Here is a 25,448-nt window from a genome sequence, read left to right on the forward strand (position 1 = left end):
TTATGGGCAAGTACTACTCCCCCACCGGCGGGCTGCCGCCGCAGACCCACCTGACCACCGAGCGGGCCATAGTCACCGAGGCGTACACGGTGATCCCGAAGGGCGTGATGACGGACATCGTCACGTCCAACCTGCCGGGCTTTTCGAACACCCGCTCCTGGATCATCGCCCGCCCCATCTCGGGCTTCGCCACCACGTTCTCACAGCTGATCGTGGAGATCGGCCCGGGCGGCGGCGCCCCCAAGGCCGAATTCGAAGCCGGCGTTGAAGGCGTCATTTTTGTGACCCGCGGCAAGGTCAACCTCACCCTGGACGGCGAACTCCACCAGCTGGAGGAAGGCGGCTACGCCTACCTGGCCGCCGGTTCTGAGTGGGGCGTGGAGAACGTTTCCAGCGACGTTGTGTCCTTTCACTGGATCCGCAAAGCCTACGAACGCCTTGAGGGGTATGAGGCGAAGTCCTTCGTCACGAATGAAAAGGACGTGGAACCTACGGCGATGCCGGACACCGACGGTGCCTGGAAGACCACCCGCTTCACGGAATCCAGCGACCTGGCCCACGACATGCAGGTGAATATCGTGACGTTCCAGCCCGGCGGCGTGATCCCGTTCCCGGAAACCCACGTGATGGAACACGGCCTGTATGTCCTGGAGGGCAAGGCCATGTACCTGCTGAACAACGACTGGGTGGAGGTGGAGGCCGGGGACTTCATGTGGCTGCGCGCCTTCTGCCCGCAGGCCTGCTACGCCGGCGGCCCCGGCGAATTCCGCTACCTGCTGTACAAGGACATGAACCGCCAGGTGAAGCTCACCTAGCCCAACTGGGTAGCAGTAACTGTCGTTTTGGAGGCCCAAAACGACAGTTACCGCTACCTACATGGGCTCAGGCCGCCGGGTTGAGGACCACCTTGATGCAGCCGTCTTCCTTCTTCTGGAACTTCTCGTACAGGGCGGGCGCACCCTCCAGGCCGGAGCGGTGGGTGACCAGGTCCATGACGCCCAGCGGGTCGGCGTCGTCCTCCACGAGCGGAAGGATGGCATCCGTCCAGCGCCGCACGTTGCACTGCCCCATGCGCACCTGCAGCTGCTTGTCGAACATGGTCAGCATCGGCATGGGGCTGGCCGTGCCGCCATACACTCCGCTCAGGGACAGCGTGCCGCCGCGGCGCACCGCGTCAACGGAGGCATGCAGCGCCGCCAACCGGTCCACTCCGCCGGTCTCCATCGCCTTCTGCGCCAGCTTGTCCGGCAGCAGTCCCAGTGCCTGGTGGGCAAATCCTGCCACCGGGGAACCATGGGCTTCCATGCCGACGGCGTCCACTACTGCGTCCGGGCCGCGGCCACCGGTCATCTCCCGGAGTTCGTCCCCGATGGTCTTGCTGTAGTCCAGCGTCTCCACGCCGTGCCGCGCCGCCATGGCGCGCCGTTCGGGGACGGGGTCGATACCGATCACCCTGAAACCGCGGTGCACGCCGATGCGGCCGGTGAACTGGCCAACGGGTCCCAGGCCGAACACGGCAAGGGTGCCGCCTGCCGGGACGTCCGCGTATTCCACGGCCTGCCATGCCGTGGGCAGGATATCGGAGAGGAACAGGTACCTCTCATCCGGCAGCTCAGCGCCGACCTTGACGGGACCATAGTCGGCGTGCGGAACCCGCAGGTATTCGGCCTGCCCGCCGGGAACGGACCCGTACAGCTCGGAGTAGCCAAAGAGTGCCGCGCCGGACCCCTTCTCCTTGACCTGGGTGGTTTCGCACTGGGACTGCAGGCCCTGCTTGCACATGTAGCAGGAGCCGCACGCGATGTTGAAGGGGACCACTACGCGGTCGCCCTTGCGGAGATTGGTAACGCCGCTTCCCACTTCCTCCACGATGCCCATGGGTTCATGGCCGATGACATCCCCCTTGTGCATGTACGGCCCCAGGACTTCATAGAGGTGGAGGTCGGAGCCGCAGATAGCGGTGGAGGTGATCCGGACAATCGCATCCGTCGGTTCCTGGATGACGGGATCGGGTACTTCTTCCACGCTTACCGATCGTTTTCCTTGCCACGTCAGTGCTTTCACAGTCTCCCTTTCGCTCTGTCTTGCCCCCGGGGTCTCTCCGGAGCGCTGGCCAGGGCGCCGGCAGGCACCCTTTCTTCGACGCTATCGGTTTTACCCGAAAAAAGTAAGCATGCTGATGAAAACCTTGTGGCCGCCGTCGAGTGCTTCTAGCGTAGGAAGGGCAGAGCAGAAGACCACCTGAAAGAGGAACGCCATGTCGCTGTACCAGCCGGAACCGGTCGAGATCTCCACCCGCATGCGTCCCGGAGAATGGACGGAAGAAAGCCTGGCGGAACTGGCCAGCAGCTACCGCACGCGGATTGCGGAAATGGGCGCACCAGCCTCCGAGGTGGCCACGGACATCGAGCGGAACGACGACGGCTCGGTGAAGGTCGTGGTGTCGTGGATTAAGCCGGCAATCGCCGGCGATGAGGAATCTGTTCCCGGCGGCCAGCCCCTGTGACCGCCGCCGGCCGTTGGGGCCGGACCGCCGCGGGCCTCGGTGCCGTCAGCGGTTCGGCTGGAGCGCAAGCAGCCGGCCGATGGCACTCGAACCCAGGTTCTCCAACAGGTGGCGGGGCCCCTCGTAAACCTCCACGGCGCCGGCGTCGCGAAGCTGGCCGGCCTGGATTCCCCCGCAGGTGACTCCAATGGAGGGGATTCCCAGCGCCGCCGCTGCCTTCATGTCCCACACTGCGTCACCGACATAGACGGCGTTTGCGGCGTCGACGCCAACGGCAGCCAGGGCCGCCTCCAGGATGTCCGGCGCAGGCTTGCTTTCCTCCGCGTCGTTGGCACTGGTGGCGGCATCAATGAAGGAGTCGGCGTCCAGCACCGAGCGCATGACCTCTAGGTCCCTCTCCCGCGCCGAGGAGGCCAGCGCCACCGCCAGGCCGCCGGCATGGCACTGGGCCAGCAGTTCCTTGGCGCCGTCAAGGGCGCGAAGCGAGGGCCAGTGCGAGGCATAAAGGGCGCCGTGGCTGGCCATGATGTCCTCATCCTCGTCATGGTCCCGGCCTGACGGCAGGAGATTATCCACCAGCCGGGCGCCACCCATGCCGACGAGTTGGTGAATGGCCGCCATGGGCACATCATGGCCGTACTGGCGGAACGCACCCCACCAGGCAATGGTGTGGATGTAGGACGAGTCGATCAGCGTCCCGTCAACGTCAAAGAGGACCCCCCGGCGCGGGCCGCCAGGGGGTGTGGTTGAATCCGTCATCAGCCTACCGCTGCCCGCCGCGCCTCCGGCGCCTTCTTCCGCCGGGCCGCCTCCTCCTTGGGAGAGCTGACCGGACGCACACGGTCGCGAATCACTGATCCGGCCCCGTCCAGGCTCTTGTCCCGGATCAGTCCCGTGCCGGCTATCTCCCGGGCCATCGCGACGCCTGCCACAGCGGCCCTCTTGGTGGGGAAGGTCACCGAGATGGCCATCAGGTTCCCGCTTCCGTCCATCATCCTGATCCGGTAACCACCGTCAGGTGCGTCAACGAGCTCAAAAAATCCGGCCATAACTATCACTCCTCCATCAATCACGGCGCTGTGCTTGGGAGCACTCCATGAGGTGTTAGTAAGTATACTTATCTATCCTGCGAAGGAGAAGTTACTGCCCCGTTCCGCGCCGCCTCAACGCGCTTCCGCCCCTTCAGGCGGAATGGGGGTGTCACTGCGCCGAACAGTATCCTGATGCAGCTCCAGGGCGCTAGTCACAAGCGCAAAGTGGCTGAAGGCCTGCGGTGTATTGCCCAGTTGCCGTTTGGCTTTCACCGCCCATTCCTCGCTGAGCAGCCCCACATCGTTACGCAGTTCCAGCAGCCGCTCAAAGAGTTCGCGCGATTCCTCGCGGCGGCCCGCCCCCAGGAGTGCCTCCACCAGCCAGAACGAGCAGGCCAGGAAGACGCCCTCGTCGCCCGGCAGGCCGTCGTCGCTCTGCTCCGGCCGGTACCGCAGCACGAACCCGTCCTGGGTCAACTCCCGCTGGATCGCTTCGATGGTCCCCACCACCTTGGGATCATCGGGAGGCAGGAACCCAACCCTGGGAATCAACAGCAGGCTGGCGTCCAGCTCCGGACGCCCGTAGGACTGGACAAACGTATTGCGCTCCGCGTCGAAGCCATTGGCCATGATGTCCTGGCGGATCTGGTCCCGCAGCGCCTCCCAGCGTTCAACCGGACCCGGAAGTCCTGACTCGCGCACGCCCTTCACCATCCGGTCCGCCGCCACCCAGGCCATGACCTTGGAGTGGGTGAAGTGCCGGCGCGGTCCACGCATCTCCCAGAGCCCGTTGTCCGGCTGGTCCCAGATGGTTTCAAGGTGTTCCATCAGCGCAACCTGGACGTCCCACGCCTCGTCCGTGTGCTTCAGCAGCGAATTCCGCGTCAGCGCCAGGCAGTCAAGGACCTCACCCCACACATCCAACTGGAACTGCTCGGCCGCCGCGTTCCCGATCCGCACCGGTACAGAGTTTTCGTAGCCTTTCAGCCACGGCAGTTCCATCTCCGGCAGCCGCCGCTCGCCGTGGATCCCGTACATGATCTGCAGGTCGGCGGGGTCGCCGGCCACGGCCCGGAGCAGCCAGTCCCGCCAGGCAGCAGCCTCCGCGGTGTAGCCGGCAGCCAGCAGTGCCTGCAGGGTCATGGTGGCATCCCGCAGCCAACAGTAGCGGTAGTCCCAGTTGCGCTGGCCGCCCGGCTGCTCCGGAAGGGACGTGGTGACCGCTGCGACGATGCCCCCGGTCGGACCGTAGGTGAGCGCCTTGAGCGTTACCAGGGAGCGGACCACGGCATCCTGGTATTTCCCCTTGACCGTGCACTGCGAGGACCAGCCCCGCCAAAACGCAAAAGTGCTGTCAAGGACTGCTTCCGCCTCCACCGATACCGGGCGTCCCACATGGCTGGGCGCCCAGGTCAGCACGAACGGCACTTTTTCGCCGGCTTTCACGGTGAAGTCGCTGACCGTATGCATGTTCTCGCCATGCAGTGGCGCTGGAGTGACCAGGTAGACGGCGTCCGGACCGGCGATCGCGTGCAGCCCGCGCTTGTCCTTGCGCACCCACGGAACGATGTGCCCGTAGTCGAACCTCAGGACCAGCTCACCGTGCATTTTGACGCTGCCGCTGATGCCTTCCACAATCCGGACGATGTCAGCCACGGAATCACGCGGCGGCATGAAATCCGTGACGCGTACGGTTCCGTCCGGCGTCTCCCACTCAGTGTCCAGGACCAGGGTGCCGTCGCGGTAGCTCCGGCGCGTGCACGCACCCCCGCTTTCCGGCGCCAGCAGCCAGCGCCCGGAGTCCGGCGTGTCCAGCAGCGAATTGAAGCAGGCAGGGGAATCGAACCGCGGAAGGCAAAGCCAGTCGATCGAGCCTTCCTTGCTGACCAGGGCACCGGTTTGAAGGTCGCCAACTACCGCATAATCTTCGATTCGCGCCATGACATTACCCTGCCACACCAGGCGCCGAAGGGAAGGGGGAATGCCGCGGTGTACCCTGAGGCAGATGGCGATCCATATCGGCACCTCCGGCTGGAGCTACGACCACTGGGAGAACGTCCTGTACCCGCCCGGACTGCCCGTCCGGGACCGGCTCCAGTACTACGTTGCCGAATTCAGTACGGTGGAACTGAACGCCAGCTATTACCGGTGGCCCAGGGACACCACCTTCGCCGGCTGGAACAGTCGCCTGCCGCCGGGATTCGGCATGTCCGTCAAAGCTCCCCGGGGACTCACCCATGCGCGCAAGCTGTATTCACCGGAAGTCTGGGTGGAGCGCATCACCCGCTGCTGGCACGAGTTGGGAGACAAGCGTGCGGTGCTCCTGGCCCAGCTTCCGCCCCAGCTGGAGCGCGACGACGCGAGGCTGGGCTACTTCCTCGCCGCGGTTCCCCCCTGGATCAGGGTTGCCGTGGAGTTCAGGCACCCCAGCTGGGACTGCCCTGAGGTGTTTGCGCTGCTGGAGCGGCACCAGGCGGCCTACTGCATCATGAGCGGTGCCAACCTGCCCTGCATCCTGCGGACCACTGCCCCGTTTGCCTATGTCCGGCTGCATGGACCCGACCAGCAGCACTTGTACGGGGGCTCGTACTCCGACGCCGACCTCCACTGGTGGGCCGACAGGATCCGTGAGTGGGACGGCGCAGGCATCGATGTCTTCGCGTACTTCAACAACGACGGCGGCGGTAATGCGGTGCGGAACGCCTGGACCCTGCGCGCGATCCTCGGCAAGGGCTGATGCCGGCTGCCGCCCTGTGGCAGAGTGGTGGCATGGACACGGCCCCGCAGAACCCCGCCCAGGACACGGCGCGCCCACCCCGGCGGAACACACGGGGCGGCACGCCCCTTACCGGAAGCCAGTTTTTCCGGCTGGCGCACCATGTGTCGGACACGGTCAACGACGTCCGGATCAGGCTCGCGAAGCGCTGGAAGTTCGTGCCCCAAACTATCGCTTACCAAGGCTACGGCTCCACCACCCGGGTGCGCGTACTGGGCCGGGTACTGCTGACGCAGAAGGCCCTGCCGGGAAGCAAAGCGGAGCACGAAGCCAGGAACGGCAACCAGAACATCCGCGGCTGGCGCGCCTTCACCGGGGTGCCGCTGCAGTTTACCGACGTCGAAATCACCATCGGCGATGTGGTCACCCACGTCACGGCGGACCGGGGCGGGTTGATCGACACCGAGGTGGACGTGCAGCTTTCCCCGGGCTGGCACACCGCGGTGCTGCGGGCCGAGGAAACCGAGCCGGCGGAGGCACTGATCCAGGTGATCGCCCCCGGCACGGAGTTCGGCATCGTCTCTGATATCGACGACACCGTCATGGTGACCGCCCTGCCCCGGCCCTTCCTGGCGTTGTGGAACACCTTTGTGCTCAGCGAACGGGCGCGCATGGCCACCCCGGGGATGGCAGTCCTGCTGGACCGGCTGACCATCGAGCACCCCGAAGCCCCGGTCATCTACCTGTCCACCGGACCCTGGAACGCCGCCCCCACCCTGGCACGGTTCCTGACCCGCAACATGTACCCCAAGGGCGCGCTGCTGCTGACGGACTGGGGCCTGACCCAGGACCGGTGGTTCCGCAGCGGCCAGGACCACAAGCACCGCAACCTGGAGCGGCTGGCCCAGGAATTTCCGGATATGCGGTGGCTCCTGATCGGCGACAACGGACAGCATGACGAGGCCATCTACTCCGCCTTTGCCACCGAAAACCCGGACAAGGTTGCTGCCATCGCCATCCGGCAACTGTCCGTCAGCGAGTCCGTGTTCGCCGGCGGCCACTCGGAGGACGGTGACCACACAACCTCCCGGGTGCCATGGATCTACTCGCCCGACGGCGCCGGCATCGCAAAGCAGCTCGCCATGCTGGACCTGCTGCGGGGCTAGCCAGCCCCAGGGTTACTGGGCGTTGGCACCCAGGGGTGCGCCGTCGTCGGGCAATTCACTGTCCTCCAGGCCGGCGCTGTCCAGGGGGTCTGCGCTGTCCACCAGGCCGGCACTGTCCAGCAGGTCTTCACCGCCCAGCAGATCCGGAACCGCTGCCTGCGCAATGGCCACCTCAGCAACGGCAGCGAGGTCGCGTTCCTCGATGAGTTCCTGGAACCAGAAGTAGGACGCCTTGGGCGTGCGCTCGAGCGTTTCGAAGTCCACGTGCAGGAGGCCGAACGGCTGGTTGTAGCCGGCGGACCACTCAAAGTTGTCCAGGAAGGACCACACGTAGTAGCCGCGCAGGTCCACGGACTCGGCAACACCGCCGGGTGCCGTGGCCCGCAGCGCGGTTTCCAGGTGATCGGAGATGTACTTCAGCCGGCGCTCGTCCGGGATGAACCGGGTGTTGGTGGACTTGTCCCGGACAATGATGTCCTCGAAGCTGGCGCCGCCCTCGGTGATGATCACGGGGGGCAGGTTGGGGTACCGCTCCGCCATCTCCTTCAAGGCCACCGCCATGTACTCCGGCTTCACCGGCCAGCCATAGGCGGTGATGTCCGCTTCCGGCCAGGTTTCGACGTGGAACGGCGTTGCGCCGCTGCCCGTTGCACTGAGGTCGCTGCCCATGGCCTCCGCCATGCTTGACGGCACGGTACCGCCGCCGGGTCCCGCCGCCACCTTGGTGGGCATGTAGTAGTTGAGCCCATAGAAATCCAAGGGCTGGGAAATGATCTCCATGTCCTCTTCGGGATGTTCGAAGGAGCTGAAGAACTTGGCCGCGCGGATGAGGTCCGGGTACTTGCCCGTCAGGACGGGATCAGCGTAGAGCCGGTTCTGTCCCAAGTCCATGAGTCCCGCGCTGATCCTGTCCAGGGGGTTGATGGAATTCGGCACCATGGGCGAGTAGACGTTGGTCATGCCGATTTCGCCGGGCACCCGCGCGGCGCGGAGCGCCTGGACGGCGAGCCCGTGGCCCAGCAACTGGTGGTGGACGGTGGGGAACGCGCCGAGGGCCAGCTCCTTTCCAGGCGAGTGCAGCCCAAATGCGTAGCCGTTGGCGCTCACGGTTGCCGGTTCATTGATGGTGACCCAGCGGGCAACCCGGTCCCCGAACGCGTCCGCCACGAGCGCGGCGTACTCTCCCAGCCGGTAGGCGGTGTCCCGGTTCATCCAGCCGCCCGCCTCGTCCAGTTCCAGGGGCGTGTCCCAGTGGTAAATGGTGGCCATGGGCGAGATCCCGTTGGCCAGGAGCTCATCCAGGAGCCGGTCGTAGAACGCCATGCCCGCGCGGTTGGCCGGGCCGGTACCGCCCGGCTGGATGCGCGGCCAGGAAAAGGAGAACCGGTAGGAGTCCACGCCAAGCTGCTTCAGGAGGGCCACGTCCTGCGGCATCCGGTGGTAATGGTCGGTGGCCACCACCGGGCTGTGGTCCTCAACGATTGCACCGTGCCTGGCAGCGAACCTGTCCCAGCCCGCGGGTCCCCTGCCGTCCTCGTCCAGCGCTCCTTCGATCTGGAATGCTGCGGTTGCGACGCCAAGCGTGAACCCCGGAGGGATGAGCGCTGCGAGGTCCTTGGCGGAGATGTGCATTGGGCCAGCCTTTGAGTCACGGGAGTCAGGGTACGTCTCAGGATTGCACAGCGAAGGTCGGCTGACGAGCAGCAACTCCGCCCCGGCGCCGGTAACTACTGCGAACCGAAAAGGAATTCCTTGGCGTGGGCCACTGCCTTGCGGAAGGCATCATTGCGCAGGGTCACCAGGTGTTCCGTGTCTCCGTCGGACGGCTCCAGGTAGCCGGTGAAGCCGGGCCGCAGGACCCAGATGTCCCCGGCCGGCGGGAGGTAGAAGACGCCGAAGGAACGCTGCTGCCGCTCGTCCGCGGTCCAGACCGGGACCACCGCCAGCGCAGCACCCGTGGCGGGGTTGATCCACTGCGCCCGCGGCAGCGGCTGTTCGTGCGCCTCCGGGTCCAGGAAAGGCGCGGTTCCAGCACCCCACCGCTGCTCAAAGCGCTCATGGAATGCAGGAATGAGGTGTGAATCGTAGCGCCGCCATTCGCTCATGCAGTTTTCGCCTCCTTGGATGAATGGGCCCCGCCCGGCTCAGGACCAGGGCCCGCTTTCCCATCGCACCGGGGTCACGCGGATGGGGGGTCCGGACGGCCCGCCATGGCTGTGGACTTTCCGGACCGGAATGATGGTGGGCGCCTCTGCCGCCAGCTTCCTGTCGTACTCGGCGCGGCGCACGGGATCATGCAGCACGTTGAACGCCTGCATGATGCTGAGGAGTTCGTCCCCGCGCGCGGAATTGCCCTTCCCGGCAGGCGCATCCCCCGTCGTTCCCGTGTCCCCATAGGCCAGGCCGCCGTCCATGTCCGGATGGTGGCTGCGCATGAGGGCGCGGTACGCGCGGGAGATTTCCTGCCGGCCGGCATCCCGGCCTATCCCCAGGATCGAGTAGTAGTCGGGGAGCTCAGTCATTCCTGCCTCCTGTTTCGCCGGCTCCCCTGCCGCTGCGGGCAGGGGAGCCGGCGCGAAAGCACGGTCCTAGCTGTTGATCTGCTGCATCTCGCCCTGTGGGGTCTGGATCTCGATCCTGCGCGGCTTGGCCTTCTCGGCAACGGGAATCCGCAGGGTTAGGACGCCCTGCTCATAGCTTGCCTTGATCTTGTCGGTATCCAGGGTGTCGCCCAGGATCAACTGGCGGCTGAACACACCGCGGGGACGCTCAGAGGCCACGAGCTCCACATTGGGCTGCGTGGGGTCCTGGCGCTCGGCCCGCACGGTAAGGACGTTGCGTTCAACATTCAGGTCCAGGGAATCCACCTTCACACCGGGGAGGTCGAATGCCACCACGAATTCCCCGTCTTCCTGCCAGGCGTCCATGGGCATGGCCGCCGGGCGGGAAGCGGTTCCAAAGACCTGCTGCGTGAGCCGGTCCAACTCGCGGAACGGATCCGTCCGCATCAACATCATTTCCCACTCCTTCAGCTTCCAGATGTTTGATCTGCCACTATCCACCCATTCCACATAATCTATGGTGGTGAATATAGATTTTTTATAGCACTCGTGGGAAACTGAAGCAAGGCACCCGGCACAGCGATTTTTGGGAGAAGTAATGGCAGATCCTGTTGCAGGACGGGCGGCCCGCACCCCCGGTTCACGGGCCCGGTACGCCATCTCGGTGGCGGCGGAACTCACCGGAACCGGGCAGCAGAACATCAGGCTGTACGAAACCAAGGGGCTGCTGACGCCCTCACGGACGGCGGGCGGCACGCGCCAGTACAGCGACGACGATATCGCGGTGCTGCTGCGGATCGGGGAGCTCCTCCAGGAGGGGTTGAACTTGGCAGGTGTTGCCAAGGTCCTGGAGCTGGAGGCAGCCAATGTGAAGCTGCACCGGGCGCTCAAGCGGGCCAGGTCGCGGCCGCAGTGAGCCAGCCCTTTTAGTTTGGCGAGCTGGTCTTCCCGGCCCGCACCCGGAAAGGCCTATTCCCGGGGGGATTCCGCTTTTGACAGCTCTCCCGTGATTGGTTCCCCCGGGATCCTGGCCGTCCGCCAGGTATCAAGCGCGATGACCCCACCCAGGATCAGCAGCGACAAGGAGAACGACGCGAGTGCATCGGTGGTCCAGTGATAGCCGAGGTACAACCTGCTGACGATAGCAAGGATGATCCCGATTCCGGCCCCGATGAATCCGAACACTGCTGCCCGCGGGTTCCGGCGCCGGGAGAAGATCAGGTAGGTGCCCACCAGCAGGAAGTCGCAGGCTCCCAGGACGTGCCCGGACGGGAACGAGAAAGTCTGGTCCGCGCCGAACAGCATCTGATCCACAGGCGGCCGGGAGCGCTGGACGATGTGGAGGATGATCTGCGAAATGATCACGCCGGTCAGCATCGCGGACGCGAGCAGGATGGGGCGCCAGGCGTGCTTGGCCGCGAATCCCCAAACAACGATCACCACCAGCACGATGATGGGCAGTGCAATGGGGCCGAAGAACACCGCCAGGAAGATCATGATGGCAGTGACGGCGGCTGAACGGGTGGTCAACAGCCAGTCATGGACGGGAGTGTCGGCAGCGGAGAGTCCGTCGGCCTGCACGACGCTGATCAGGGTGGCAATGAAGAGTGCCAGCCCCACCACCGCCAGGATCATCGACGCCCGGTAAAGACTGCGCCGGTCGGCAGGGTCCAGGTAGCGTTCCTCCACCACGAACTTCTCGTGGAAGGCGTGCCACCTGCCGGCGCTTCGTTCAGAAACTTCGGAACCTGCTGATTTCTGTGCCAATGTGTGCTGCCCGTCCCTGCGCCGCGGAAGACGCGTGCCGTGATGAATGCCTAGGGTGAAGATTATCCCGGGGACGGGCCATTGACTCCATCATGCGCTCAAAGCGAGCCGGTGGTGAACTGCCAGCTCCTGCCTGCGAGGGGGTTGCCGGCCAGGTCCCGGATGCCGCCGGCCCCGCCGGTCATGGTCACGGTGTAGCGGGTCTTGGCGGCCAGGGGCTCCTGGGGGTCGAGGATCCACTGGTTGGTAGTGCCGTTGCGGTAGGCCGTTGCTGCCACCGCTGCGCCGGTGGCGGAGTTTTTCAGGGTGAACGTGGTGGTGCCGACGCCCTGGACTGCCTCGCTGAAGGTGGCGCTGATGTTGCTGCTCCTGCGGACCAGGAGGGCGTTGCTGCCTGGCGAGTAGCTGGTGACGGTGGGTACGGGGCCCGTTGTGAACGTCCAGCTGGTGGAGGCCAGCGGGGTGCCCGCGGTGTCGTGGATGGCCGAGGATCCGCCTGTCAGGGTGGCCGTGTAGCTGGTGTCGGCGGCAAGGTTTGCTGCGGGGTCGAGGGTGGCGGTCATGGTGGCGGTGTTGTACGTGACGGTGGCGGCGATGCTGCTGCCCGCCGCGTTCCGGAGCATGAAGGTTCCGGCGGACACGCCCTGTACCGAAGCACTGAAGGTGGCCGTGACGTTCGCCCCTGATGCGACTGCCGTCGCCTTGGCGGCCGGCGAAACGGACGTGACAGTGGGTGCAGGAGCAGGAGCGGGTGCGGGCGCAGGGGCACCCGTGTACAGCAGCCGGTTCGGGGTTCCCGTGGAGGCCCCGGCAATTACTCCAGGAGTGGCGTTGGACACCAGTGCGGCAGCCACGTCGGCCGGCGTGAGGGCAGGGTTCTGCGACAGCAGAACCGCGGCTGCTCCGGCGGTGTGCGGCGCGGCCATGGAGGTTCCGGACATGGATGCCGTGGCGGTGGTGGAGGTGTAGTAGTCCGAGGTGATGCCCACGCCGGGAGCATAAAGGTCCACGCAGGTCCCGAAGTTGGAGAACGATGCCTGCTTGTCGCCGGAGTCGCTGGCTGCCACCGTGACGGCCCCTGGGACGCGGGCGGGCGAAGCGGTGCAGGCGTCCACGGCGGAGTTTCCGGCAGCAACCACGGCGGTGACGCCGTCGTTCAGGACCGCCTGGATGGCGGCGTCCACCGTGGTGCTGGCCGCTCCGCCGAGGCTGAGGTTGGCCACGGCGGGCGTTCCCGCGGCGTGGTTCGCCGCGATCCAGTCAAGGCCGGCCACCACGTCCGAGTTATAGCCGGACCCCGCGCAATCGAGCACACGGACGGGCACCAGGGTGGCACTCTTGGCCACGCCGTATGTGGCGCCCGCCACGGTTCCGGCCACATGGGTGCCGTGGCCGTTGCAGTCGGTGGTGCCGTTGCCGTCCGCGACGGCGGTCCAGCCTGCCCCCACCCGGCCGCCGAAATCGGTGTGCGAGGCGAGGATGCCCGTGTCCACCACGTAAGCGGTCACGCCGGCGCCGGCGGCGGTCCAGGAGTAGGAACCGGAGAGGGGAAGGGATCGCTGGTCGGCGCGGTCCAGGCCCCAGGGGGCGGGCTGTTCGGTTCCGGAAATCCTGACGGGGGCGTCGGGCTCCACGGACAGCACCTTGCCGGACTTGGCGAGGGCTGCCGCCTGGGCCGGGTTGGCGGTGACGACGGCGCCGCGGATGGCGTGCTCAAAGGTGCGGCCGACGGCGAGGCCCTGGCCACGCAGTCCGGACACCTCGGCTGCGACGTCGGCGGTGGCGGCGTACTGGACGAGGTACCGGCCGGCCGCGTTGCCGGCTCCGCCGGCGGGGCCCGGGGCTACGGGGGCAGGAGCAGCGGCCGCCGGCAGGGACGCCGTGGAGAGGACGACGGCGGAGAGCAGCGCCGTGAGGGCGGGCAACACGAAGAATCGGGTACGGATTTTGGGGTCCTTCAGGAGGCGGGTTTGGGTTGGCTGTACCAACAGGATAGGAGCCGGAAGCGCACGGCTTCCGGCTCCTTGGATGATCCTTCGCCAACCTTTGGCGGTTCCTGCGGACCGGCAACTATTCCTTGCTTGCTCCGGTGCCGGAGGCGGCCGTGACGTGGTTCCGCCAACTGTGCTCGGGCTCGAAACCGAGCAGGCGGCGCGCCTTGTCGATGGACAGCATCGTTTCGTGCTCACCCAGTTCCTTGGTGACCTTGACACCGGGAAAGACCTCGGCCGCCAGGCTGGCGCTCGACCGGCTCATGACCGTGTCCGCGTTGGCGATAATGAAGGCCTCGAACCCGGGCTTGGCGTTCTCCAGCGCCCGCACCACGGCCTGTGCGCCGTCCCTGCCGTCGATGTAGCCCCACAGGTTCCATTTCCGCAGCGTCGCGTCCGGGTCGAAGGACGGGAATTTTGCGTAGTCGGCCTCGTCCATGACGTTGGAGAACCGCAGGCCCGTGATGCTCAGTTCCGGGTCCCACCGTGTCATCTCCACCGCCATCTGCTCCTCAAGGCGCTTCACCAGGGAGTAGGTGCTTTCGGGCCGCGGCGGGTATTCCTCGTCCACGGGAATGTAGGGCGGGTCGATGTCGAACGGCAGTCCCAGCACGGTCTCGCTGGAGGCGTACACCACCTTCTTTATGCCGGCGCGCCGCGCCGCCTGGAAGACGTTGTAGGTGGACAGCATGTTGTTCTCGAAGGTGGCTGCGTCCGGAAGGATGCCCGGGGCGGGAATGGCACCCAGGTGCACCACGGCGTCGAACCCGTTGTGCCGGTCATCAACGCCCAGCAGCGCGTCCACCACCTGGCCGTAGTTGCGCAGGTCCACCACCAGCAGTTCCGGGCTGCGGGCGCCGGCCCGGTCCAGGGTGAGGACCTGATGGCCGTCGTCGGTCAACCGGCGCACCACGTGCCGCCCCAGTTTTCCGCTTCCGCCTGTAACGGCAATTCTCATCACTGTTTCCTTCTGCTCGAGTGCGTTCACCGTGCGGTGTGTCGGTCAAGACGGGGCCGCGGGGCTGCAAGGAACTTTTCGACGGCGGCGATCGCCAGTGCGGTAATCCCGCCCGGATCCCCGCTGCCGTCGACGGACACAAGAATGCCCCGGCCCGCGTACACCGAGATTACTTCATGCGTCTGCCGGTGGTAGAGCTCCAGCCGGCGCCGAAAAACATCAATGGTGTCATCCGTGCGCCCCTGTTCCAGGGCGCGGCGGTGCATCCGCTGCTCCAGTTCCGAATCGGGAGCCTGCAGCTCGATGACGGCGTCCAGGACGTGCCCCTGCGCCGCGAGCATCCGGTCGAGTTCCGTTGCCTGCTGCGCTGTCCGCGGATAGCCATCCAGCAGGAACCCGTTCATCGCATCCCCTTCGAGGAGGCGGTCCTTGACCAGCGCGTTGGTGAGGTGGTCGGGTACGAAATGGCCGCCATCGAGGTACCTGGCTGCCTGGTTCCCCAGTTCGGTCCGTTCGCTGACGTTGCTGCGGAATATGTCCCCGGTGGAAACGGCCGGGACCCGGAAATGCCGCGCCAGGTGTGCGGCCTGGGTCCCCTTGCCTGACCCCGGCGGGCCAATAATGAGCAGCCTGGTCATGTTCCTGTCCCTCCGCCGCTGGGCAGCCACTGGTCCCAGGCCCGGCCCGCACCGCACCGGCGCCTGCTTCATTGTGCCGGTCATGCCTGCCCTGCGCCAGCCTTCACCCCGTTCCACGGCGGTGGATATGACGCTGTGGGCGGCCCGGGAATGTATATACTTCTGGTTATCGGTTTAGCAGCAGGCCGTTGGAAAGTTCGTCGATCCAGCGACCATCACCGGCTCCCCCACCCAGTTGCGGGGCGTTCGCGTGTTGCCGGCTCGTTTTGACCTGAACGAATGGCACCAGAAAACCGTGGCCAGCGAGTCAACAGCAAAAACTGATACATCGATTACCGAGCACCTGCATGAACTAGTCCTCAACAGCTCCGACGTTGAGGACTTCCTTAATGAACTGGCACAAGTCTCCGCACGCAACCTCTCGGAACCGGGCGACGAAATACTGTGCGCCATCACGCTCCTCCGGCAGCGGAAGGCCGCCACGGTGGCCAGCAGCAGCCATGACGCAAAGTTCATCGGACGGCTTGAGCACCTGTTCGCCGAGACCCCGGGGCTGACGGCTTCCACTGCCCAGGAGATTGTCCACGCTCCGGACCTCAGCGCGGATGGCCGCTGGCCGGAGTACGCTGCCGCCGCGATTGCAGAAGGGATCTGCTCCGTTGCGGCGGTTCCGTTCCGGCTTGAGGGGGAAACAAAGGCGTCGCTGCTGCTGTACTCCCGCCGCCCGCACCGGTTCGAAGGCCGGGTGCTGAAGTTCGCCGAAGATTTCGTCAGCCAGACCTCGCTGGCGCTCCGCCTTGCGGTGCGGTTTGCGCACTACAGCGAAACGGCCGCGAACCTTCGGGCCACCCTGGAGTCCCGCACGGTGATTGACATGGCCGTCGGCATCATCATGGCGCAGAACCGGTGCAGCCAGCAGGACGCGTTCGAGATCCTGAAGACGGCTTCCAGCACACGCAACACCAAGCTGCATGACGTGGCCGCCGCCGTCGTCAACGCCCTGGGCCAGGGGCCGGCCAGGACACACTACGACGGCTAGTCATACAAACTGGTGCGGCCGTCCGACGGCGGCCTCCTGCCGCCGTCGGACGTTGTGCCGGTCCTACTTCGAAAGGAAACCCAGCAGGGCTTCGTTGACCTCGGCGCCATGGGTCCACAGCAGGCCGTGCGGGGCGCCCTCGATTTCCACGTACTCAGCGGCCGGCAGGGCCTTGGCGAACAGCCTGCCGGTGGAATCGATGGGCAGGATGTTGTCAGCGGTGCCGTGCAGGATCAGGGCCGGAACATCGATCTTGGGGATGTCCTGGCGGAAGTCCGTAAGCCAGGTCTGCTGGGCGGCAACCAAGGCGGCGGCCCCCGCTCCGGCGGCCACGTTCCAGCTGGCGTTGACGGCCTGCTGGCTGAGGCGCGGGGTGCCCAGGAAGGTATCTGAGTTATAGAAGTTCTTGAAGAAGTCGCTCAGGAACGCGTAGGGGTCGGTCGTGACGGCTTCCTTGAGCCCGTCGAACACGTCCTGCGGGACGCCGTCGGCGTTGTCATCGGTCTTGAGCAGGAACGGCTCCAGGGAACCCAGGAACGCGGCGCGGGCCACCCGGGCTGAGCCGTAGGTGCCAAGGTAGCGGCCCACTTCGCCGGTGCCCATGGAGAAGCCCACCAGCACCACATCGTTCAGGTCCAGGGTAGTGAGCAGGGTGTTGAGGTCTGCGGCGAAGGTGTCGTAGTCGTAGCCCTCGGCGGGTTTGCTGGATTTGCCGAAGCCCCGGCGGTCATAAGTGATGACGCGGTATCCGGCATCAAGGAGGGCGGTGGTCTGCTTTTCCCAGGATGATCCGTCCAGCGGGTACCCATGGATCAGCACGACGGGCTGGCCGGAGCCGTGGTCCTCGTAGTAGAGCGCGATGTCGGTGCTGTTCTCGGTACCTACGGTGATGAAAGCCATGGAGGCAAATTCCTTTCGAGGCTGATCGGAGCGGGCGGACGACGCGCCGGCCCGCGCACTCCCTACTCTAGGGGCCGTTCCTGCTCGTGCGGCTGCCTCTGGAAGTGATGTCCAGTTCGTGGCCGTTACTGGGACGGCTGGGGGAGCTCGCAGGAGACTTTCGGGTTGACTCCCATGTAATTTAAGGGACCGGCGGCGATGGTGATGGCCACCGTCCCTGCCTCTGCACAGTTTCCCGGAGCCCCGCCAAAATAACCGCGCTGCCAGGCAGCCACACCGCCGATGATCAGCCAGATGACAATGAGTGCTCCCAGGATCCGCATAATTCCTCCAAAGGCCGCGGCGGCTGTTCGTTCAATTATGTGATACTGGCCCCTGTCGCCATAGTTCGGCGTTTCCTCTCTTATGAGATTATATGCGCATGAATGCAGATAGTAATGCTTGCTCGCTGGGAGCTGACAGCCAGTACGTGGAGCTGGCCGTGGAGGTCTTTGCCATGCTGGCAGATGCCACCAGGGTGCGGATCATTTTGGCGCTCCGGGACGGCGAAATGGCGGTGGGCGCCCTGGCGGACGTGGTGGGCAAGTCCCCCGCCGCCGTGTCCCAGCACTTGGCCAAGATGCGGCTTGCCCGGATGGTGTCCACGCGGCAGGACGGTACCCGGGTGCTCTACCGCCTCGAAAACGAACATGCCCGGCAGTTGGTGGCGGACGCCATCTTCCAGGCGGAGCACGCACTCGGCGGGGAGCCGGCCCACCACCGTGCAGCGCACCAGCACATCCCCGCCCGCCCGGCACAGAGGAGCGCGTCATGACCGGGCCGCACCACGGATCAACGCATACGCACAGCCATCCCCACGGGGACGCGCACAGTCATGACCATGGGCATGTGCACAGTCATGAACACGGGCATGGCCACGGCCACCATCACCATTCCGGGTTCAAGGGCTGGCTCATGGAGCTCTTCGTCCCGCATACGCACGACGCCGCTGATTCCATCGACGACGCCATGGAGGCCAGCGCCGAGGGCATCCGGGCGCTGAAGATCAGCATGTTCGTCCTGCTGGCCACTACAGTGCTTCAGTTCCTGGTGGTCCTCTTCAGCAGTTCGGTAGCCCTCCTGGCGGACACCATCCACAACTTTTCGGACGCCCTGACCGCAGTGCCCCTGTGGGTTGCCTTCATCCTGGGACGCAGGGCGGCCACCCGGCGCTACACGTATGGCTACGGCCGGGCCGAGGACTTGGCCGGCTTGTTCATCGTGGCGGTGGTGGCCCTCTCCGCGGTGGTCGCAGGCTGGCAGTCCGTGGACCGGCTGATCCATCCTCAGCCGCTGCAGAACCTGGGCTGGGTCATGGCCGCGGGCCTGATCGGCTTCGCCGGAAACGAAGCCGTGGCAATCTACCGGATCCGGGTTGGCCGCAGGATCGGTTCTGCGGCGCTCGTGGCAGACCGCGTGCATGCCCGGACGGACGGCTTCACCTCGCTCGCCGTAGTGATCGGCGCCGTGGGCGTCATGCTCGGGTTTCCGCTGGCGGACCCGATCGTCGGGTTGATCATCTCCGCGGCCATCATGGTGCTGCTGTGGGGGACGGTCCGCAGCATTGGGCGGCGGCTCATGGACGGCATCGAACCGGAACTGGTGGCACGGGCCGAGGCCGCCCTGGCGGAGACGCCGGGCGTCCTTGCGGTCCGGCACCTGCAGCTGCGGTGGTCCGGGCACCGCCTGCAGGGTTCGGCACGGATTGATCTGGCGGACATGGAATTGTCGCGGGCGGAAGAGATCCTCGAAAACGCCGAACACCGTCTCCGGCATGCGCTGCCCAAGCTGGACCACATGCTCCTGGCGCCCGCACCCCAGTCCTAAAGGGAGCGGATGCACGAAGTGACCCGGCCGGGCAGCGCCGGCCGGGTCACTCCTGCAGTTTTGCCTTCCGGCTTTTAGGCCCGGGCAGCCTTGCCGGGCAGTGCCAGCTTGAAGACCTTGGCCCAGGACGAACCCACCTGCTTCAGCAGCGGGCCCGTGGTGTACTTCAGGCCGTAGCGCTGGCAGATCTCGCGGACCTTGGGTGCCACCTCGGCGTACCGGTTGGAGGGCAGGTCGGGGAAGAGGTGGTGCTCGATCTGGTGCGAGAGGTTGCCGGTCATGAGGTGCATGAACTTGGACCCCGAGATGTTGGCCGAGCCGATCATCTGCCGCACGTACCAGTCCCCGCGGGTTTCGCCATCAACCATCTCTTCCGTGAAGGTGTCGGTTCCTTCCGGGAAGTGGCCGCAGAAAATGACCGCGTGAGCCCAGACATTGCGGATGGCGTTGGCCGTAATCGTTCCGAACAGGGCCTGCTTGCCGGACCCGGTCAGCATGGCGACGGCGGGGGTGGCCGCGTAGTCCTTGGTGAACTGCGTGACAACCTTCTTGCCCAGCGCCTTGAGGTCCTTGAGCAGGGCCTCCTTGGACTTGGTGCCTTCCTTGTACTCGGTCAGCTCGAGGTCATAGATGGCGATGCCCCACTCGAAGACGGGCGCGAGGATGGCGTTGAACAGCGGGTTGGCCAGGTTAATGGGCTTCCACGGCTGGTTCTCGTCCATCCGGAGGAGGTTGTATCCAACGTCGTTGTCCTTGCCCACCACGTTGGTCCAGCGGTGGTGCAGGTCGTTATGCGTGTGCTGCCAGGACCGTGAGGGAGTGACGAAGTCCCATTCCCACGTGGTGGAGTGGATATCCGGGTCCCGCATCCAGTCCCACTGGCCGTGCAGGATGTTGTGGCCCAGCTCCATGTTTTCCAGGATCTTGGCCAGGCTCAGCAGCGTGGTGCCCGTGACCCAGGCGGCTTTGTTCTTGCTGACCAGGAGGGCCGCACGGCCGGAGAGCTCCAGGCCGCGCTGGATCTTGATCATCCGCCGGATGTAGGCGGCGTCCTCGGCTCCGCGCTTGCCCAGGACCTCGTCCCGGATGGCGTCGAGTTCTCGGCCCAGCTCCGCCACCTGTTCATCGCTCAGGTGCGCGGCGGCAGGCGGCCGGACCGTGGGGCTGCCGGATTCGGCAAGCTTGCCGGGGCGCGTCCGTGAGGTGCCCGCGCTGGCTCCTCCGGCGGCATTGGTCTTTGTGGGTGAGATGACAGACATACGGTGCTGCTCCTCAGAGTTCGAGGTTGACGGGCCCGGCGGCTGCCGAGACACACGTTTGGATCAGTTGGCCTGGTTCGCCATGGATTTCCCCGGTCCGCAGGTCGCGGACCTGCCCGGCCAGGAGCGGTGTGAGGCAGCTGTGGCAGATGCCCATCCGGCAGCCGCTGGGCATCAGCACCCCTGCGTCCTCGCCGATATCCAGGATGGGGGTGTCGCCGTCGGCTTCCACCTCCCGGTCGGAGGCCTCAAAGGTGACCAGGCCGCCGTCGTGTCCAACACCGGCGTTGAAGGTGGTGTTGAAGCGTTCGATCATGAGGTTGCCGGCTTCTCCGGCAACGGCGACGTCGGTCCCCGGCGCCCGGGTGGTCAGCGCGGCGCGCTTCCAGAGGGCTTCGGCGTCGTCCAGGAAACTGTCGGGGCCGCAGGCGTAGGCTGCCCGTTCCTTCCAGTCGGGGCAGATCTCGTCCAGCTCCTTGGTGCTGGAGAAGTCCATGCGGCCTTGCTCGCCTGTGTACCAATGCGCCAGCCGGAAGTTGGGGAACTGGTCGGCGAGTTCGGCCAGCTCTTCGCGGAACAGGCTGTCACCCGGGGTGCGGGCGGAGTGGACCAGTACGACGTCGGCATCCGGACGCCGCGGCACCAGCGTACGGATCATGGACATCACCGGAGTGATGCCGCTGCCCGCGGTGACCATCAGGAGAGGGCGGGGGTGCTCGGGGAGCACGAAATCGCCCTGCGGGGGTGCCAGGAACAGGACATCGCCGGGTTTGGTGGTGCGCACCAGGGTGCCGGAGACTGCGCCGACGTCAGTGACGGTGATGGCGGGATCCTTGCCGGCGGGGGCACTGAGCGAGTAGGAACGCCAGTGGCGAACGCCGTCGAGTTCCACGCCGATGCGGGCCCACTGTCCTGCCATGTGCGCCTTCCAGCCACGGCCGGGGCGGAAGAAGATCGTGGCCGATTGGGCCGTCTCCTGCACTACGCGGGTGACCACGCCGCGGAGCTGGCGCGCTGAGTAGACAGGGTTGAACAGGGCCAGAATGTCTTCCGGCGCCAAAGGGGTGGTAAGCACTGAGGCCGCCTGGGCCAGCTGACGTAGCCGGATCATGCGTTTAAGCCTAAGGCGGTGTGAGCCATATATCTCTCTCTCCGTCATATGACCGTTCCGCAGTCACACACTAGTAAGGGGCGCGAAGCCCCCACGCCGTACTCTAAGAGTAACGGTTCGGTCTCACAAATAGTTCCCGCACCCTATCGGCGGCTCCAGCCCAGGGCTGGGGCGACGTGCTCCATGATGTTGCCCAGCAGCTTTGCGTTGAACTCCACACCCAGCTGGTTGGGAACCGTCAGCAGCAGGGTGTCGGCAGCCTGCACCGCCGTATCGGCTGCGAGCTGCTCCGCCAGGAGGTCGGGCGCGCCCACGTAGCTCTTGCCGAACCGCGCTGTCAGGCCGTCGATGACCCCCACCTGGTCGCGGCTGTCCCGGAGGGCGCTGCCGGCAAAGTAGTAGTTGTCCTCCTCATCCACGATGGGAAGAACGCTGCGGCTGACCGAGACTCGCGGGGTGTGGGGGTGTCCTGCTGCCGCCCACGCGTCCCTGAACAGCTGGATCTGTTCTGCCTGGAGTTCATGGAAGGGAACGCCGGTGTCCTCGGTGAGCAGCGTGGAGCTCATCAGGTTCATGCCCAGTTCCGCCGCCCACACGGCCGTCTTCCTGCTGCCGGCACCCCACCAGATCCGTTCCGACAGGCCCGGGGACTGGGGCTGGATGGGGAGCAGGCCGGTGGCACCACCGGCGTACCTGGGATCGGCCTGGGCCGTGCCGGCCCCCGTGATGGCCTTGCGGAAGACGGCCGTGTGGCGCCGGGCCATGTCCGCGTCCGTCTCCCCCGGCTGTGGCCGGTAGCCGAACGCTGACGCGCCTTCCCTGGCAGGTTCGGGTGAACCACGGCTGATCCCCAACTGCAGCCTCCCGCCGCTGATCAGGTCTGCCGCCGCGGCCTCCTCCGCCATGTACAGGGGATTTTCGTAGCGCATGTCGATCACGCCGGTGCCTATTTCGATGCGGCTGGTGCGGGCGGCGATGGCTGACAGGAGGGGAAAGGGTGACGCCTGCTGCCTGGCGAAGTGGTGGACCCGGAAGAATGCGCCGTCCACGCCGAGTTCTTCGGCGGCAACTGCCAGTTCGATCCCCTGCAGCAGGGCGTCCGCCGCTGTCCTGGTTTGGGAGCCCTGGCCGGGGCCCCAGTGGCCGAATGAAAGGAATCCTATGCGCTCCATACCTTCCCCAACTGTGCGGTCAGCGGCCGCATTCCCGGCTGGGATGATGGCTGCGTGGACATTCCGGAAGAAACCGTCGGTATTTTCAAGACCATTGTGCTGTTCGTGCTGGCCGCTGCCGCAGAAATCGGTGGTGCCTGGCTTGTGTGGCAAGCCGTCCGCGAAGGCAAAGACTGGTGGTGGGCCGGACTTGGCGTCATTGCGCTCGGCGCTTACGGCTTCGTGGCCACGCTGCAGCCGGACGCGCACTTCGGCCGGATCCTGGCGGCGTACGGCGGAGTGTTTGTGGCCGGTTCCCTGGCATGGGGCATGGCCTTCGACGGTTTCCGTCCGGACCGGTGGGACGTCGCGGGATCCCTGGTCTGCCTGCTGGGAGTTGCCGTGATCATGTTTGCCCCGCGGAGCGGCGGATAAGCCGCGGCTAATCCCCGCGGAGCGGCGGATAAGCCGCGGCTAAACTGGCCCGGTGACCAACAGTGAGCAGCCGCCCGGGCCGGCGTTCCGGCCAACGCGCGGAAAAATTGCCGAAAGGCTGCTGCCCGGAGGCGAGGAACCTGACCCGCGCTTCACGCTTGCCAACGAGCGCACCTTCCTGGCCTGGATCCGTACGTCGCTCGCGCTGCTGGCAGGTGGGATCGCCGTCGAGGCGTTCACGTCAGGCCTTTTCATCGAGCCTGTCCGGAAAGGCCTGGCCGTCCTCCTGCTTCTGCTGGGCATGATGCTCAGTGGTGGCGCCGCGGTGCGGTGGCTTCGGGTGGAGCGGAGCATGCGGACCAAGGCACCGCTGCCCCTGCCGCTCTTCGTGCCCCTGTTGGCCGGGGCAGGCGCGCTGGCTGCCGCCGTCGTACTGGTCTTTATCCTTTGGCGCTGATTTTTTGGCATCCAGAGCACACCACCCGCACGGCGACCCCGGGCTCCAGCCGGAACGGACAGCCCTCGCGTGGGGCCGGACCATGCTGGCACTGGTGACGGCGAGCGCCTTCTTCCTCCGCTGGCTTCCCACCTACGGGGCACCCATCCTGATGCTGCCAGTGATTTCCGGCGGCGCCGCCCTCGCTATTTACCTCACGCAGCGCCGCCGGTACCAGGCCAGGTCGCACGGCCTGGCAGGCGAAAGCATCGAAGCCGACCTGGCTGCCGTGCTCTGGACAGCTGCCGCCGGAGTCGTCCTTGGCGGCCTGGGCATTGTGGTGGTGCTCGTCAGCTAGAACATCGGCAGGACGAAGCCGGCAAGGAGCGCCACCGAGCCGATTGCGGTCAGGCACCGGCCCAGGACCGAGGCCGTCCTGCCGGCTTCCTCCGGCGTGGTGGTCTGCCACTGCGTTGGACGCTTGGGGTGGTAGTAGATGGGCAAGGTGTCCCCCGCGGCCATGTCCCTGATGTCGTAAGGGGACATCGGGGCGTTGTGCACCTGGTGCTTACGGTCGAACCAACGGAAACCCACCCCGGTGGAATCGGAATACACGACGGCCTCGGCCACCTCCCAGGGATGCACGAAGCGACGGAGGAAGCCGGTGTAGAAGAGCAGTCCCAGTCCGGCGGGCAGGCACAACCAGGTGAGCACTTCCAGGATGGGACCTGCCATATCGAGCGCAGTGGGCATGAAGTTGATGGTACAGCGCGGGGACTGGTGGCTTCAGCACCTGATCCGTACGCTGAAGGAGACCGGACCGGAGTAAGGGGAAGCAATGAATGATCAGGATATTTTGAAGAACATCCAGGCCCTGGTGGAGGAGGAGCACTCGCTGCGCGAGGGGTCCGGGGATGGGCAGGCGCCGGACCAGGCGCGGCTTAGGTACGTGGAAGAAAGCCTGGACCAGTGCTGGGACCTGCTGCGGCAGCGCCGGGCCAAGCAGGACTCGGGCGAAAACCCGAATGACGCCGAGCCCCGCCCCATCAGCGAGGTTGAGGGCTACCGGCAGTAATGCGGATCGCAGTAGCGCAAATCATCAGCGGCGCCGACACCGCAGCCAACCTCGAACTGGTCCGGGACTACGCCGGCCAGGCCAAAGATGCCGGCGCCCGGTTGGTGGTCTTTCCCGAGGCGACGATGCGCGCCTTTGGCCACTCGCTAAAGGACGTTGCCGAGCCGACTGACGGCCCCTGGGCCAGCGAGGTCCGCAGGATTGCCAAGGACCTGGACATCACGATCGTGGCCGGCATGTTCACTCCCGGGAAGGACGGCCGCGTCCGCAATACGCTGCTGGTCACCGGCCCCGGAGTGGAGGCTTCCTATGACAAGGTGCACCTTTTTGACGCCTTCGGCTTCACCGAATCCAAGACGGTGGATGCAGGGGAAGCGCCGGTGACCTTTGAGCTGGACGGGACAGAGTTCGGCCTTGCCACCTGCTACGACGTGCGCTTTCCGGGCCTGTTCACGGCGAATGCCAATGCAGGTGCGCAGGTGAACATTGTGTGCGCTTCCTGGGGCGCGGGCGAGGGCAAAGCGGAACAGTGGGACCTTTTGGTGCGCGCCCGGGCGCTGGACAGCACCACGTTCGTGGTGGCCTGCGGCCAGGGTGACCCCGAAACCACTGGAGCCGGGCCTGCGGGCGCAGCTCCCACCGGCATCGGCCACAGCGCTGTTGTGTCGCCCCTGGGAAAACCGGTGGTGACCCTTGACGGAAAACCCGAACTCGCCGTCGTCGATATCGATCCCGCCACTGTTGATGAGGTTCGGGCCAAACTGCCGGTCCTGGCCAACGCCCGCAGGTTCTAACCCGGTGAGGCGCCGTTCATGGCCCTGAAACACAGGGCATAGCAGCGT

General features: G+C 65.9%; 31 protein-coding genes. 13 read left to right on the forward strand and 18 right to left on the reverse strand.

Annotated elements, in window-relative coordinates:
• Positions 1–2 precede the first annotated feature (2 nt).
• Positions 3–815 carry a bifunctional allantoicase/(S)-ureidoglycine aminohydrolase gene (locus Q9R31_RS17515; RefSeq protein WP_311263983.1) on the forward strand — a complete coding sequence of 271 codons (813 nt, stop codon included), beginning with the start codon at positions 3–5 and terminating at the stop codon, positions 813–815.
• Positions 816–882: 67 nt separating this feature from the next.
• On the opposite strand, the gene Q9R31_RS17520 is transcribed toward Q9R31_RS17515, so the two are convergent.
• Positions 883–2,064: a zinc-dependent alcohol dehydrogenase gene (locus Q9R31_RS17520; protein ID WP_311263984.1), complete on the reverse strand. Its 1,182-nt coding sequence runs from the start codon at positions 2,062–2,064 to the stop codon at positions 883–885.
• A 193-nt stretch (positions 2,065–2,257) separates the two neighbouring features.
• Here Q9R31_RS17520 and Q9R31_RS17525 point away from each other — a divergent pair, with 193 nt between their 5' ends.
• Positions 2,258–2,506, forward strand: a complete 249-nt coding sequence (locus tag Q9R31_RS17525) for a hypothetical protein (protein WP_311263985.1) — start codon at positions 2,258–2,260, stop codon at positions 2,504–2,506.
• Positions 2,507–2,551: 45 nt separating this feature from the next.
• On the opposite strand, the gene Q9R31_RS17530 is transcribed toward Q9R31_RS17525, so the two are convergent.
• The 3 genes from Q9R31_RS17530 to Q9R31_RS17540 all read right to left on the reverse strand — a co-directional run bounded on the left by Q9R31_RS17530 (position 2,552) and on the right by Q9R31_RS17540 (position 5,496).
• A complete protein-coding gene (locus Q9R31_RS17530; protein WP_311263986.1) occupies positions 2,552–3,265 on the reverse strand; it encodes an HAD family hydrolase in 714 nt (237 codons plus the stop codon).
• Positions 3,265–3,555, reverse strand: coding sequence for a hypothetical protein (locus Q9R31_RS17535; RefSeq protein ID WP_311263987.1), 291 nt, complete (start codon positions 3,553–3,555; stop codon positions 3,265–3,267). Before Q9R31_RS17535 ends, Q9R31_RS17530 begins: the two co-directional genes overlap by 1 nt.
• Before the next feature lie 114 nt (positions 3,556–3,669).
• The gene (locus Q9R31_RS17540; RefSeq protein WP_311263988.1) at positions 3,670–5,496 is read right to left on the reverse strand and encodes a glycoside hydrolase family 15 protein; all 1,827 of its coding nucleotides are present in this window, start codon (positions 5,494–5,496) and stop codon (positions 3,670–3,672) included.
• Between the two features lie 46 nt (positions 5,497–5,542).
• On the opposite strand from Q9R31_RS17540, the gene Q9R31_RS17545 reads away from it, so the two are divergent.
• Together Q9R31_RS17545 and Q9R31_RS17550 are read left to right on the forward strand one after the other, a co-directional pair.
• Positions 5,543–6,274, forward strand: a complete 732-nt coding sequence (locus Q9R31_RS17545; RefSeq protein ID WP_311263989.1) for a DUF72 domain-containing protein — start codon at positions 5,543–5,545, stop codon at positions 6,272–6,274.
• Between the two features lie 32 nt (positions 6,275–6,306).
• Positions 6,307–7,419, forward strand: coding sequence for a phosphatase domain-containing protein (locus Q9R31_RS17550; protein ID WP_311263990.1), 1,113 nt, complete (start codon positions 6,307–6,309; stop codon positions 7,417–7,419).
• Positions 7,420–7,431: 12 nt separating this feature from the next.
• Here Q9R31_RS17550 and Q9R31_RS17555 read toward each other — a convergent pair whose 3' ends face one another.
• The 4 genes from Q9R31_RS17555 to Q9R31_RS17570 all read right to left on the reverse strand — a co-directional run bounded on the left by Q9R31_RS17555 (position 7,432) and on the right by Q9R31_RS17570 (position 10,433).
• Positions 7,432–9,051 (reverse strand): family 1 glycosylhydrolase, encoded by a 1,620-nt coding sequence (locus Q9R31_RS17555; RefSeq protein ID WP_311263991.1) that lies wholly within the window; start codon positions 9,049–9,051, stop codon positions 7,432–7,434.
• A gap of 95 nt (positions 9,052–9,146) precedes the next feature.
• A complete protein-coding gene (locus Q9R31_RS17560; protein WP_311263992.1) occupies positions 9,147–9,524 on the reverse strand; it encodes a hypothetical protein in 378 nt (125 codons plus the stop codon).
• A 39-nt stretch (positions 9,525–9,563) separates the two neighbouring features.
• Complete coding sequence (locus Q9R31_RS17565; RefSeq protein ID WP_311263993.1) at positions 9,564–9,941, reverse strand: J domain-containing protein; 378 nt, start codon at positions 9,939–9,941, stop codon at positions 9,564–9,566.
• 66 nt (positions 9,942–10,007) lie between these two features.
• Positions 10,008–10,433 carry an HSP20 family small heat-shock protein gene (locus tag Q9R31_RS17570; RefSeq protein WP_311264106.1) on the reverse strand — a complete coding sequence of 142 codons (426 nt, stop codon included), beginning with the start codon at positions 10,431–10,433 and terminating at the stop codon, positions 10,008–10,010.
• 145 nt (positions 10,434–10,578) lie between these two features.
• Between Q9R31_RS17570 and Q9R31_RS17575 the strand changes: the two genes are divergently transcribed.
• Positions 10,579–10,896: a MerR family transcriptional regulator gene (locus Q9R31_RS17575; protein WP_311263994.1), complete on the forward strand. Its 318-nt coding sequence runs from the start codon at positions 10,579–10,581 to the stop codon at positions 10,894–10,896.
• A 53-nt stretch (positions 10,897–10,949) separates the two neighbouring features.
• On the opposite strand, the gene Q9R31_RS17580 is transcribed toward Q9R31_RS17575, so the two are convergent.
• From Q9R31_RS17580 to Q9R31_RS17595, 4 genes are all read right to left on the reverse strand, one after another.
• Complete coding sequence (locus tag Q9R31_RS17580; RefSeq protein WP_311263995.1) at positions 10,950–11,747, reverse strand: phosphatase PAP2 family protein; 798 nt, start codon at positions 11,745–11,747, stop codon at positions 10,950–10,952.
• 98 nt (positions 11,748–11,845) lie between these two features.
• Positions 11,846–13,735, reverse strand: coding sequence for a S8 family serine peptidase (locus tag Q9R31_RS17585; protein ID WP_311263996.1), 1,890 nt, complete (start codon positions 13,733–13,735; stop codon positions 11,846–11,848).
• An 82-nt stretch (positions 13,736–13,817) separates the two neighbouring features.
• Positions 13,818–14,696 (reverse strand): NAD(P)-dependent oxidoreductase, encoded by an 879-nt coding sequence (locus Q9R31_RS17590; protein ID WP_311263997.1) that lies wholly within the window; start codon positions 14,694–14,696, stop codon positions 13,818–13,820.
• 26 nt (positions 14,697–14,722) lie between these two features.
• Positions 14,723–15,334 (reverse strand): adenylate kinase, encoded by a 612-nt coding sequence (locus tag Q9R31_RS17595; RefSeq protein ID WP_311263998.1) that lies wholly within the window; start codon positions 15,332–15,334, stop codon positions 14,723–14,725.
• Positions 15,335–15,629: 295 nt separating this feature from the next.
• Here Q9R31_RS17595 and Q9R31_RS17600 point away from each other — a divergent pair, with 295 nt between their 5' ends.
• Positions 15,630–16,373, forward strand: coding sequence for a GAF and ANTAR domain-containing protein (locus Q9R31_RS17600; protein ID WP_311263999.1), 744 nt, complete (start codon positions 15,630–15,632; stop codon positions 16,371–16,373).
• A 63-nt stretch (positions 16,374–16,436) separates the two neighbouring features.
• Here Q9R31_RS17600 and Q9R31_RS17605 read toward each other — a convergent pair whose 3' ends face one another.
• Both Q9R31_RS17605 and Q9R31_RS17610 read right to left on the reverse strand, forming a co-directional pair.
• Positions 16,437–17,273 (reverse strand): alpha/beta hydrolase, encoded by an 837-nt coding sequence (locus Q9R31_RS17605; RefSeq protein WP_311264000.1) that lies wholly within the window; start codon positions 17,271–17,273, stop codon positions 16,437–16,439.
• 125 nt (positions 17,274–17,398) lie between these two features.
• Positions 17,399–17,596 (reverse strand): hypothetical protein, encoded by a 198-nt coding sequence (locus tag Q9R31_RS17610; RefSeq protein ID WP_311264001.1) that lies wholly within the window; start codon positions 17,594–17,596, stop codon positions 17,399–17,401.
• A 98-nt stretch (positions 17,597–17,694) separates the two neighbouring features.
• On the opposite strand from Q9R31_RS17610, the gene Q9R31_RS17615 reads away from it, so the two are divergent.
• Together Q9R31_RS17615 and Q9R31_RS17620 are read left to right on the forward strand one after the other, a co-directional pair.
• Positions 17,695–18,087, forward strand: coding sequence for a metalloregulator ArsR/SmtB family transcription factor (locus Q9R31_RS17615; RefSeq protein ID WP_311264002.1), 393 nt, complete (start codon positions 17,695–17,697; stop codon positions 18,085–18,087).
• Positions 18,088–18,227: 140 nt separating this feature from the next.
• Entirely contained in the window at positions 18,228–19,139 is a 912-nt protein-coding gene (locus Q9R31_RS17620; RefSeq protein WP_311264107.1) for a cation diffusion facilitator family transporter, read from the forward strand.
• Positions 19,140–19,213: 74 nt separating this feature from the next.
• Here Q9R31_RS17620 and Q9R31_RS17625 read toward each other — a convergent pair whose 3' ends face one another.
• The 3 genes from Q9R31_RS17625 to Q9R31_RS17635 form a co-directional block, all read right to left on the reverse strand.
• On the reverse strand, positions 19,214–20,398 hold the full coding sequence (locus Q9R31_RS17625) for an acyl-CoA desaturase (RefSeq protein ID WP_311264003.1): 1,185 nt from the start codon (positions 20,396–20,398) through the stop codon (positions 19,214–19,216).
• A gap of 13 nt (positions 20,399–20,411) precedes the next feature.
• Complete coding sequence (locus Q9R31_RS17630; protein WP_311264004.1) at positions 20,412–21,509, reverse strand: ferredoxin reductase; 1,098 nt, start codon at positions 21,507–21,509, stop codon at positions 20,412–20,414.
• A gap of 143 nt (positions 21,510–21,652) precedes the next feature.
• Positions 21,653–22,681 carry an LLM class flavin-dependent oxidoreductase gene (locus tag Q9R31_RS17635; RefSeq protein ID WP_311264005.1) on the reverse strand — a complete coding sequence of 343 codons (1,029 nt, stop codon included), beginning with the start codon at positions 22,679–22,681 and terminating at the stop codon, positions 21,653–21,655.
• Positions 22,682–22,735: 54 nt separating this feature from the next.
• Between Q9R31_RS17635 and Q9R31_RS17640 the strand changes: the two genes are divergently transcribed.
• Genes Q9R31_RS17640 through Q9R31_RS17650 form a run of 3 tightly spaced genes read left to right on the forward strand, consistent with a single transcriptional unit; the run spans position 22,736 to position 23,889 of the window.
• Positions 22,736–23,095, forward strand: coding sequence for a YnfA family protein (locus tag Q9R31_RS17640; RefSeq protein WP_311264006.1), 360 nt, complete (start codon positions 22,736–22,738; stop codon positions 23,093–23,095).
• 52 nt (positions 23,096–23,147) lie between these two features.
• On the forward strand, positions 23,148–23,552 hold the full coding sequence (locus tag Q9R31_RS17645; protein ID WP_311264007.1) for a DUF202 domain-containing protein: 405 nt from the start codon (positions 23,148–23,150) through the stop codon (positions 23,550–23,552).
• A gap of 4 nt (positions 23,553–23,556) precedes the next feature.
• Positions 23,557–23,889 carry a DUF202 domain-containing protein gene (locus Q9R31_RS17650; RefSeq protein WP_311264008.1) on the forward strand — a complete coding sequence of 111 codons (333 nt, stop codon included), beginning with the start codon at positions 23,557–23,559 and terminating at the stop codon, positions 23,887–23,889.
• Here the strand turns inward: Q9R31_RS17650 and Q9R31_RS17655 are convergent.
• Complete coding sequence (locus tag Q9R31_RS17655; protein ID WP_311264009.1) at positions 23,886–24,284, reverse strand: hypothetical protein; 399 nt, start codon at positions 24,282–24,284, stop codon at positions 23,886–23,888. The genes Q9R31_RS17650 and Q9R31_RS17655 overlap by 4 nt on opposite strands.
• Positions 24,285–24,369: 85 nt before the next feature.
• Between Q9R31_RS17655 and Q9R31_RS17660 the strand changes: the two genes are divergently transcribed.
• Complete coding sequence (locus Q9R31_RS17660) at positions 24,370–24,606, forward strand: DUF2630 family protein (protein ID WP_311264010.1); 237 nt, start codon at positions 24,370–24,372, stop codon at positions 24,604–24,606.
• On the forward strand, positions 24,606–25,400 hold the full coding sequence (locus Q9R31_RS17665) for a carbon-nitrogen hydrolase family protein (RefSeq protein ID WP_311264011.1): 795 nt from the start codon (positions 24,606–24,608) through the stop codon (positions 25,398–25,400). The genes Q9R31_RS17660 and Q9R31_RS17665 overlap by 1 nt, the downstream gene beginning before the upstream one ends.
• Positions 25,401–25,448: the final 48 nt, after the last annotated feature.

Origin of the sequence: Pseudarthrobacter sp. BRE9, assembly GCF_031844305.1 — a bacterium.
Lineage (GTDB): Bacteria > Actinomycetota > Actinomycetes > Actinomycetales > Micrococcaceae > Arthrobacter.

Coding starts and splice junctions, on each gene's coding strand:
- Q9R31_RS17615 (WP_311264002.1), top strand. CDS start 17,695: ATGAATGCAGATAGTAATGCTTGCTCGCTGGGAGCTGACAGCCAGTAC.
- Q9R31_RS17595 (WP_311263998.1), bottom strand. CDS start 15,334: ATGACCAGGCTGCTCATTATTGGCCCGCCGGGGTCAGGCAAGGGGACC.
- Q9R31_RS17655 (WP_311264009.1), bottom strand. CDS start 24,284: ATGCCCACTGCGCTCGATATGGCAGGTCCCATCCTGGAAGTGCTCACC.
- Q9R31_RS17565 (WP_311263993.1), bottom strand. CDS start 9,941: ATGACTGAGCTCCCCGACTACTACTCGATCCTGGGGATAGGCCGGGAT.
- Q9R31_RS17630 (WP_311264004.1), bottom strand. CDS start 21,509: ATGATCCGGCTACGTCAGCTGGCCCAGGCGGCCTCAGTGCTTACCACC.
- Q9R31_RS17530 (WP_311263986.1), bottom strand. CDS start 3,265: ATGACGGATTCAACCACACCCCCTGGCGGCCCGCGCCGGGGGGTCCTC.
- Q9R31_RS17525 (WP_311263985.1), top strand. CDS start 2,258: ATGTCGCTGTACCAGCCGGAACCGGTCGAGATCTCCACCCGCATGCGT.
- Q9R31_RS17560 (WP_311263992.1), bottom strand. CDS start 9,524: ATGAGCGAATGGCGGCGCTACGATTCACACCTCATTCCTGCATTCCAT.
- Q9R31_RS17665 (WP_311264011.1), top strand. CDS start 24,606: ATGCGGATCGCAGTAGCGCAAATCATCAGCGGCGCCGACACCGCAGCC.
- Q9R31_RS17635 (WP_311264005.1), bottom strand. CDS start 22,681: ATGGAGCGCATAGGATTCCTTTCATTCGGCCACTGGGGCCCCGGCCAG.
- Q9R31_RS17545 (WP_311263989.1), top strand. CDS start 5,543: ATGGCGATCCATATCGGCACCTCCGGCTGGAGCTACGACCACTGGGAG.
- Q9R31_RS17660 (WP_311264010.1), top strand. CDS start 24,370: ATGAATGATCAGGATATTTTGAAGAACATCCAGGCCCTGGTGGAGGAG.
- Q9R31_RS17620 (WP_311264107.1), top strand. CDS start 18,228: ATGGAGCTCTTCGTCCCGCATACGCACGACGCCGCTGATTCCATCGAC.
- Q9R31_RS17605 (WP_311264000.1), bottom strand. CDS start 17,273: ATGGCTTTCATCACCGTAGGTACCGAGAACAGCACCGACATCGCGCTC.
- Q9R31_RS17570 (WP_311264106.1), bottom strand. CDS start 10,433: ATGTTGATGCGGACGGATCCGTTCCGCGAGTTGGACCGGCTCACGCAG.
- Q9R31_RS17625 (WP_311264003.1), bottom strand. CDS start 20,398: ATGTCTGTCATCTCACCCACAAAGACCAATGCCGCCGGAGGAGCCAGC.
- Q9R31_RS17590 (WP_311263997.1), bottom strand. CDS start 14,696: ATGAGAATTGCCGTTACAGGCGGAAGCGGAAAACTGGGGCGGCACGTG.
- Q9R31_RS17550 (WP_311263990.1), top strand. CDS start 6,307: ATGGACACGGCCCCGCAGAACCCCGCCCAGGACACGGCGCGCCCACCC.
- Q9R31_RS17515 (WP_311263983.1), top strand. CDS start 3: ATGGGCAAGTACTACTCCCCCACCGGCGGGCTGCCGCCGCAGACCCAC.
- Q9R31_RS17610 (WP_311264001.1), bottom strand. CDS start 17,596: ATGCGGATCCTGGGAGCACTCATTGTCATCTGGCTGATCATCGGCGGT.
- Q9R31_RS17555 (WP_311263991.1), bottom strand. CDS start 9,051: ATGCACATCTCCGCCAAGGACCTCGCAGCGCTCATCCCTCCGGGGTTC.
- Q9R31_RS17535 (WP_311263987.1), bottom strand. CDS start 3,555: ATGGCCGGATTTTTTGAGCTCGTTGACGCACCTGACGGTGGTTACCGG.
- Q9R31_RS17575 (WP_311263994.1), top strand. CDS start 10,579: ATGGCAGATCCTGTTGCAGGACGGGCGGCCCGCACCCCCGGTTCACGG.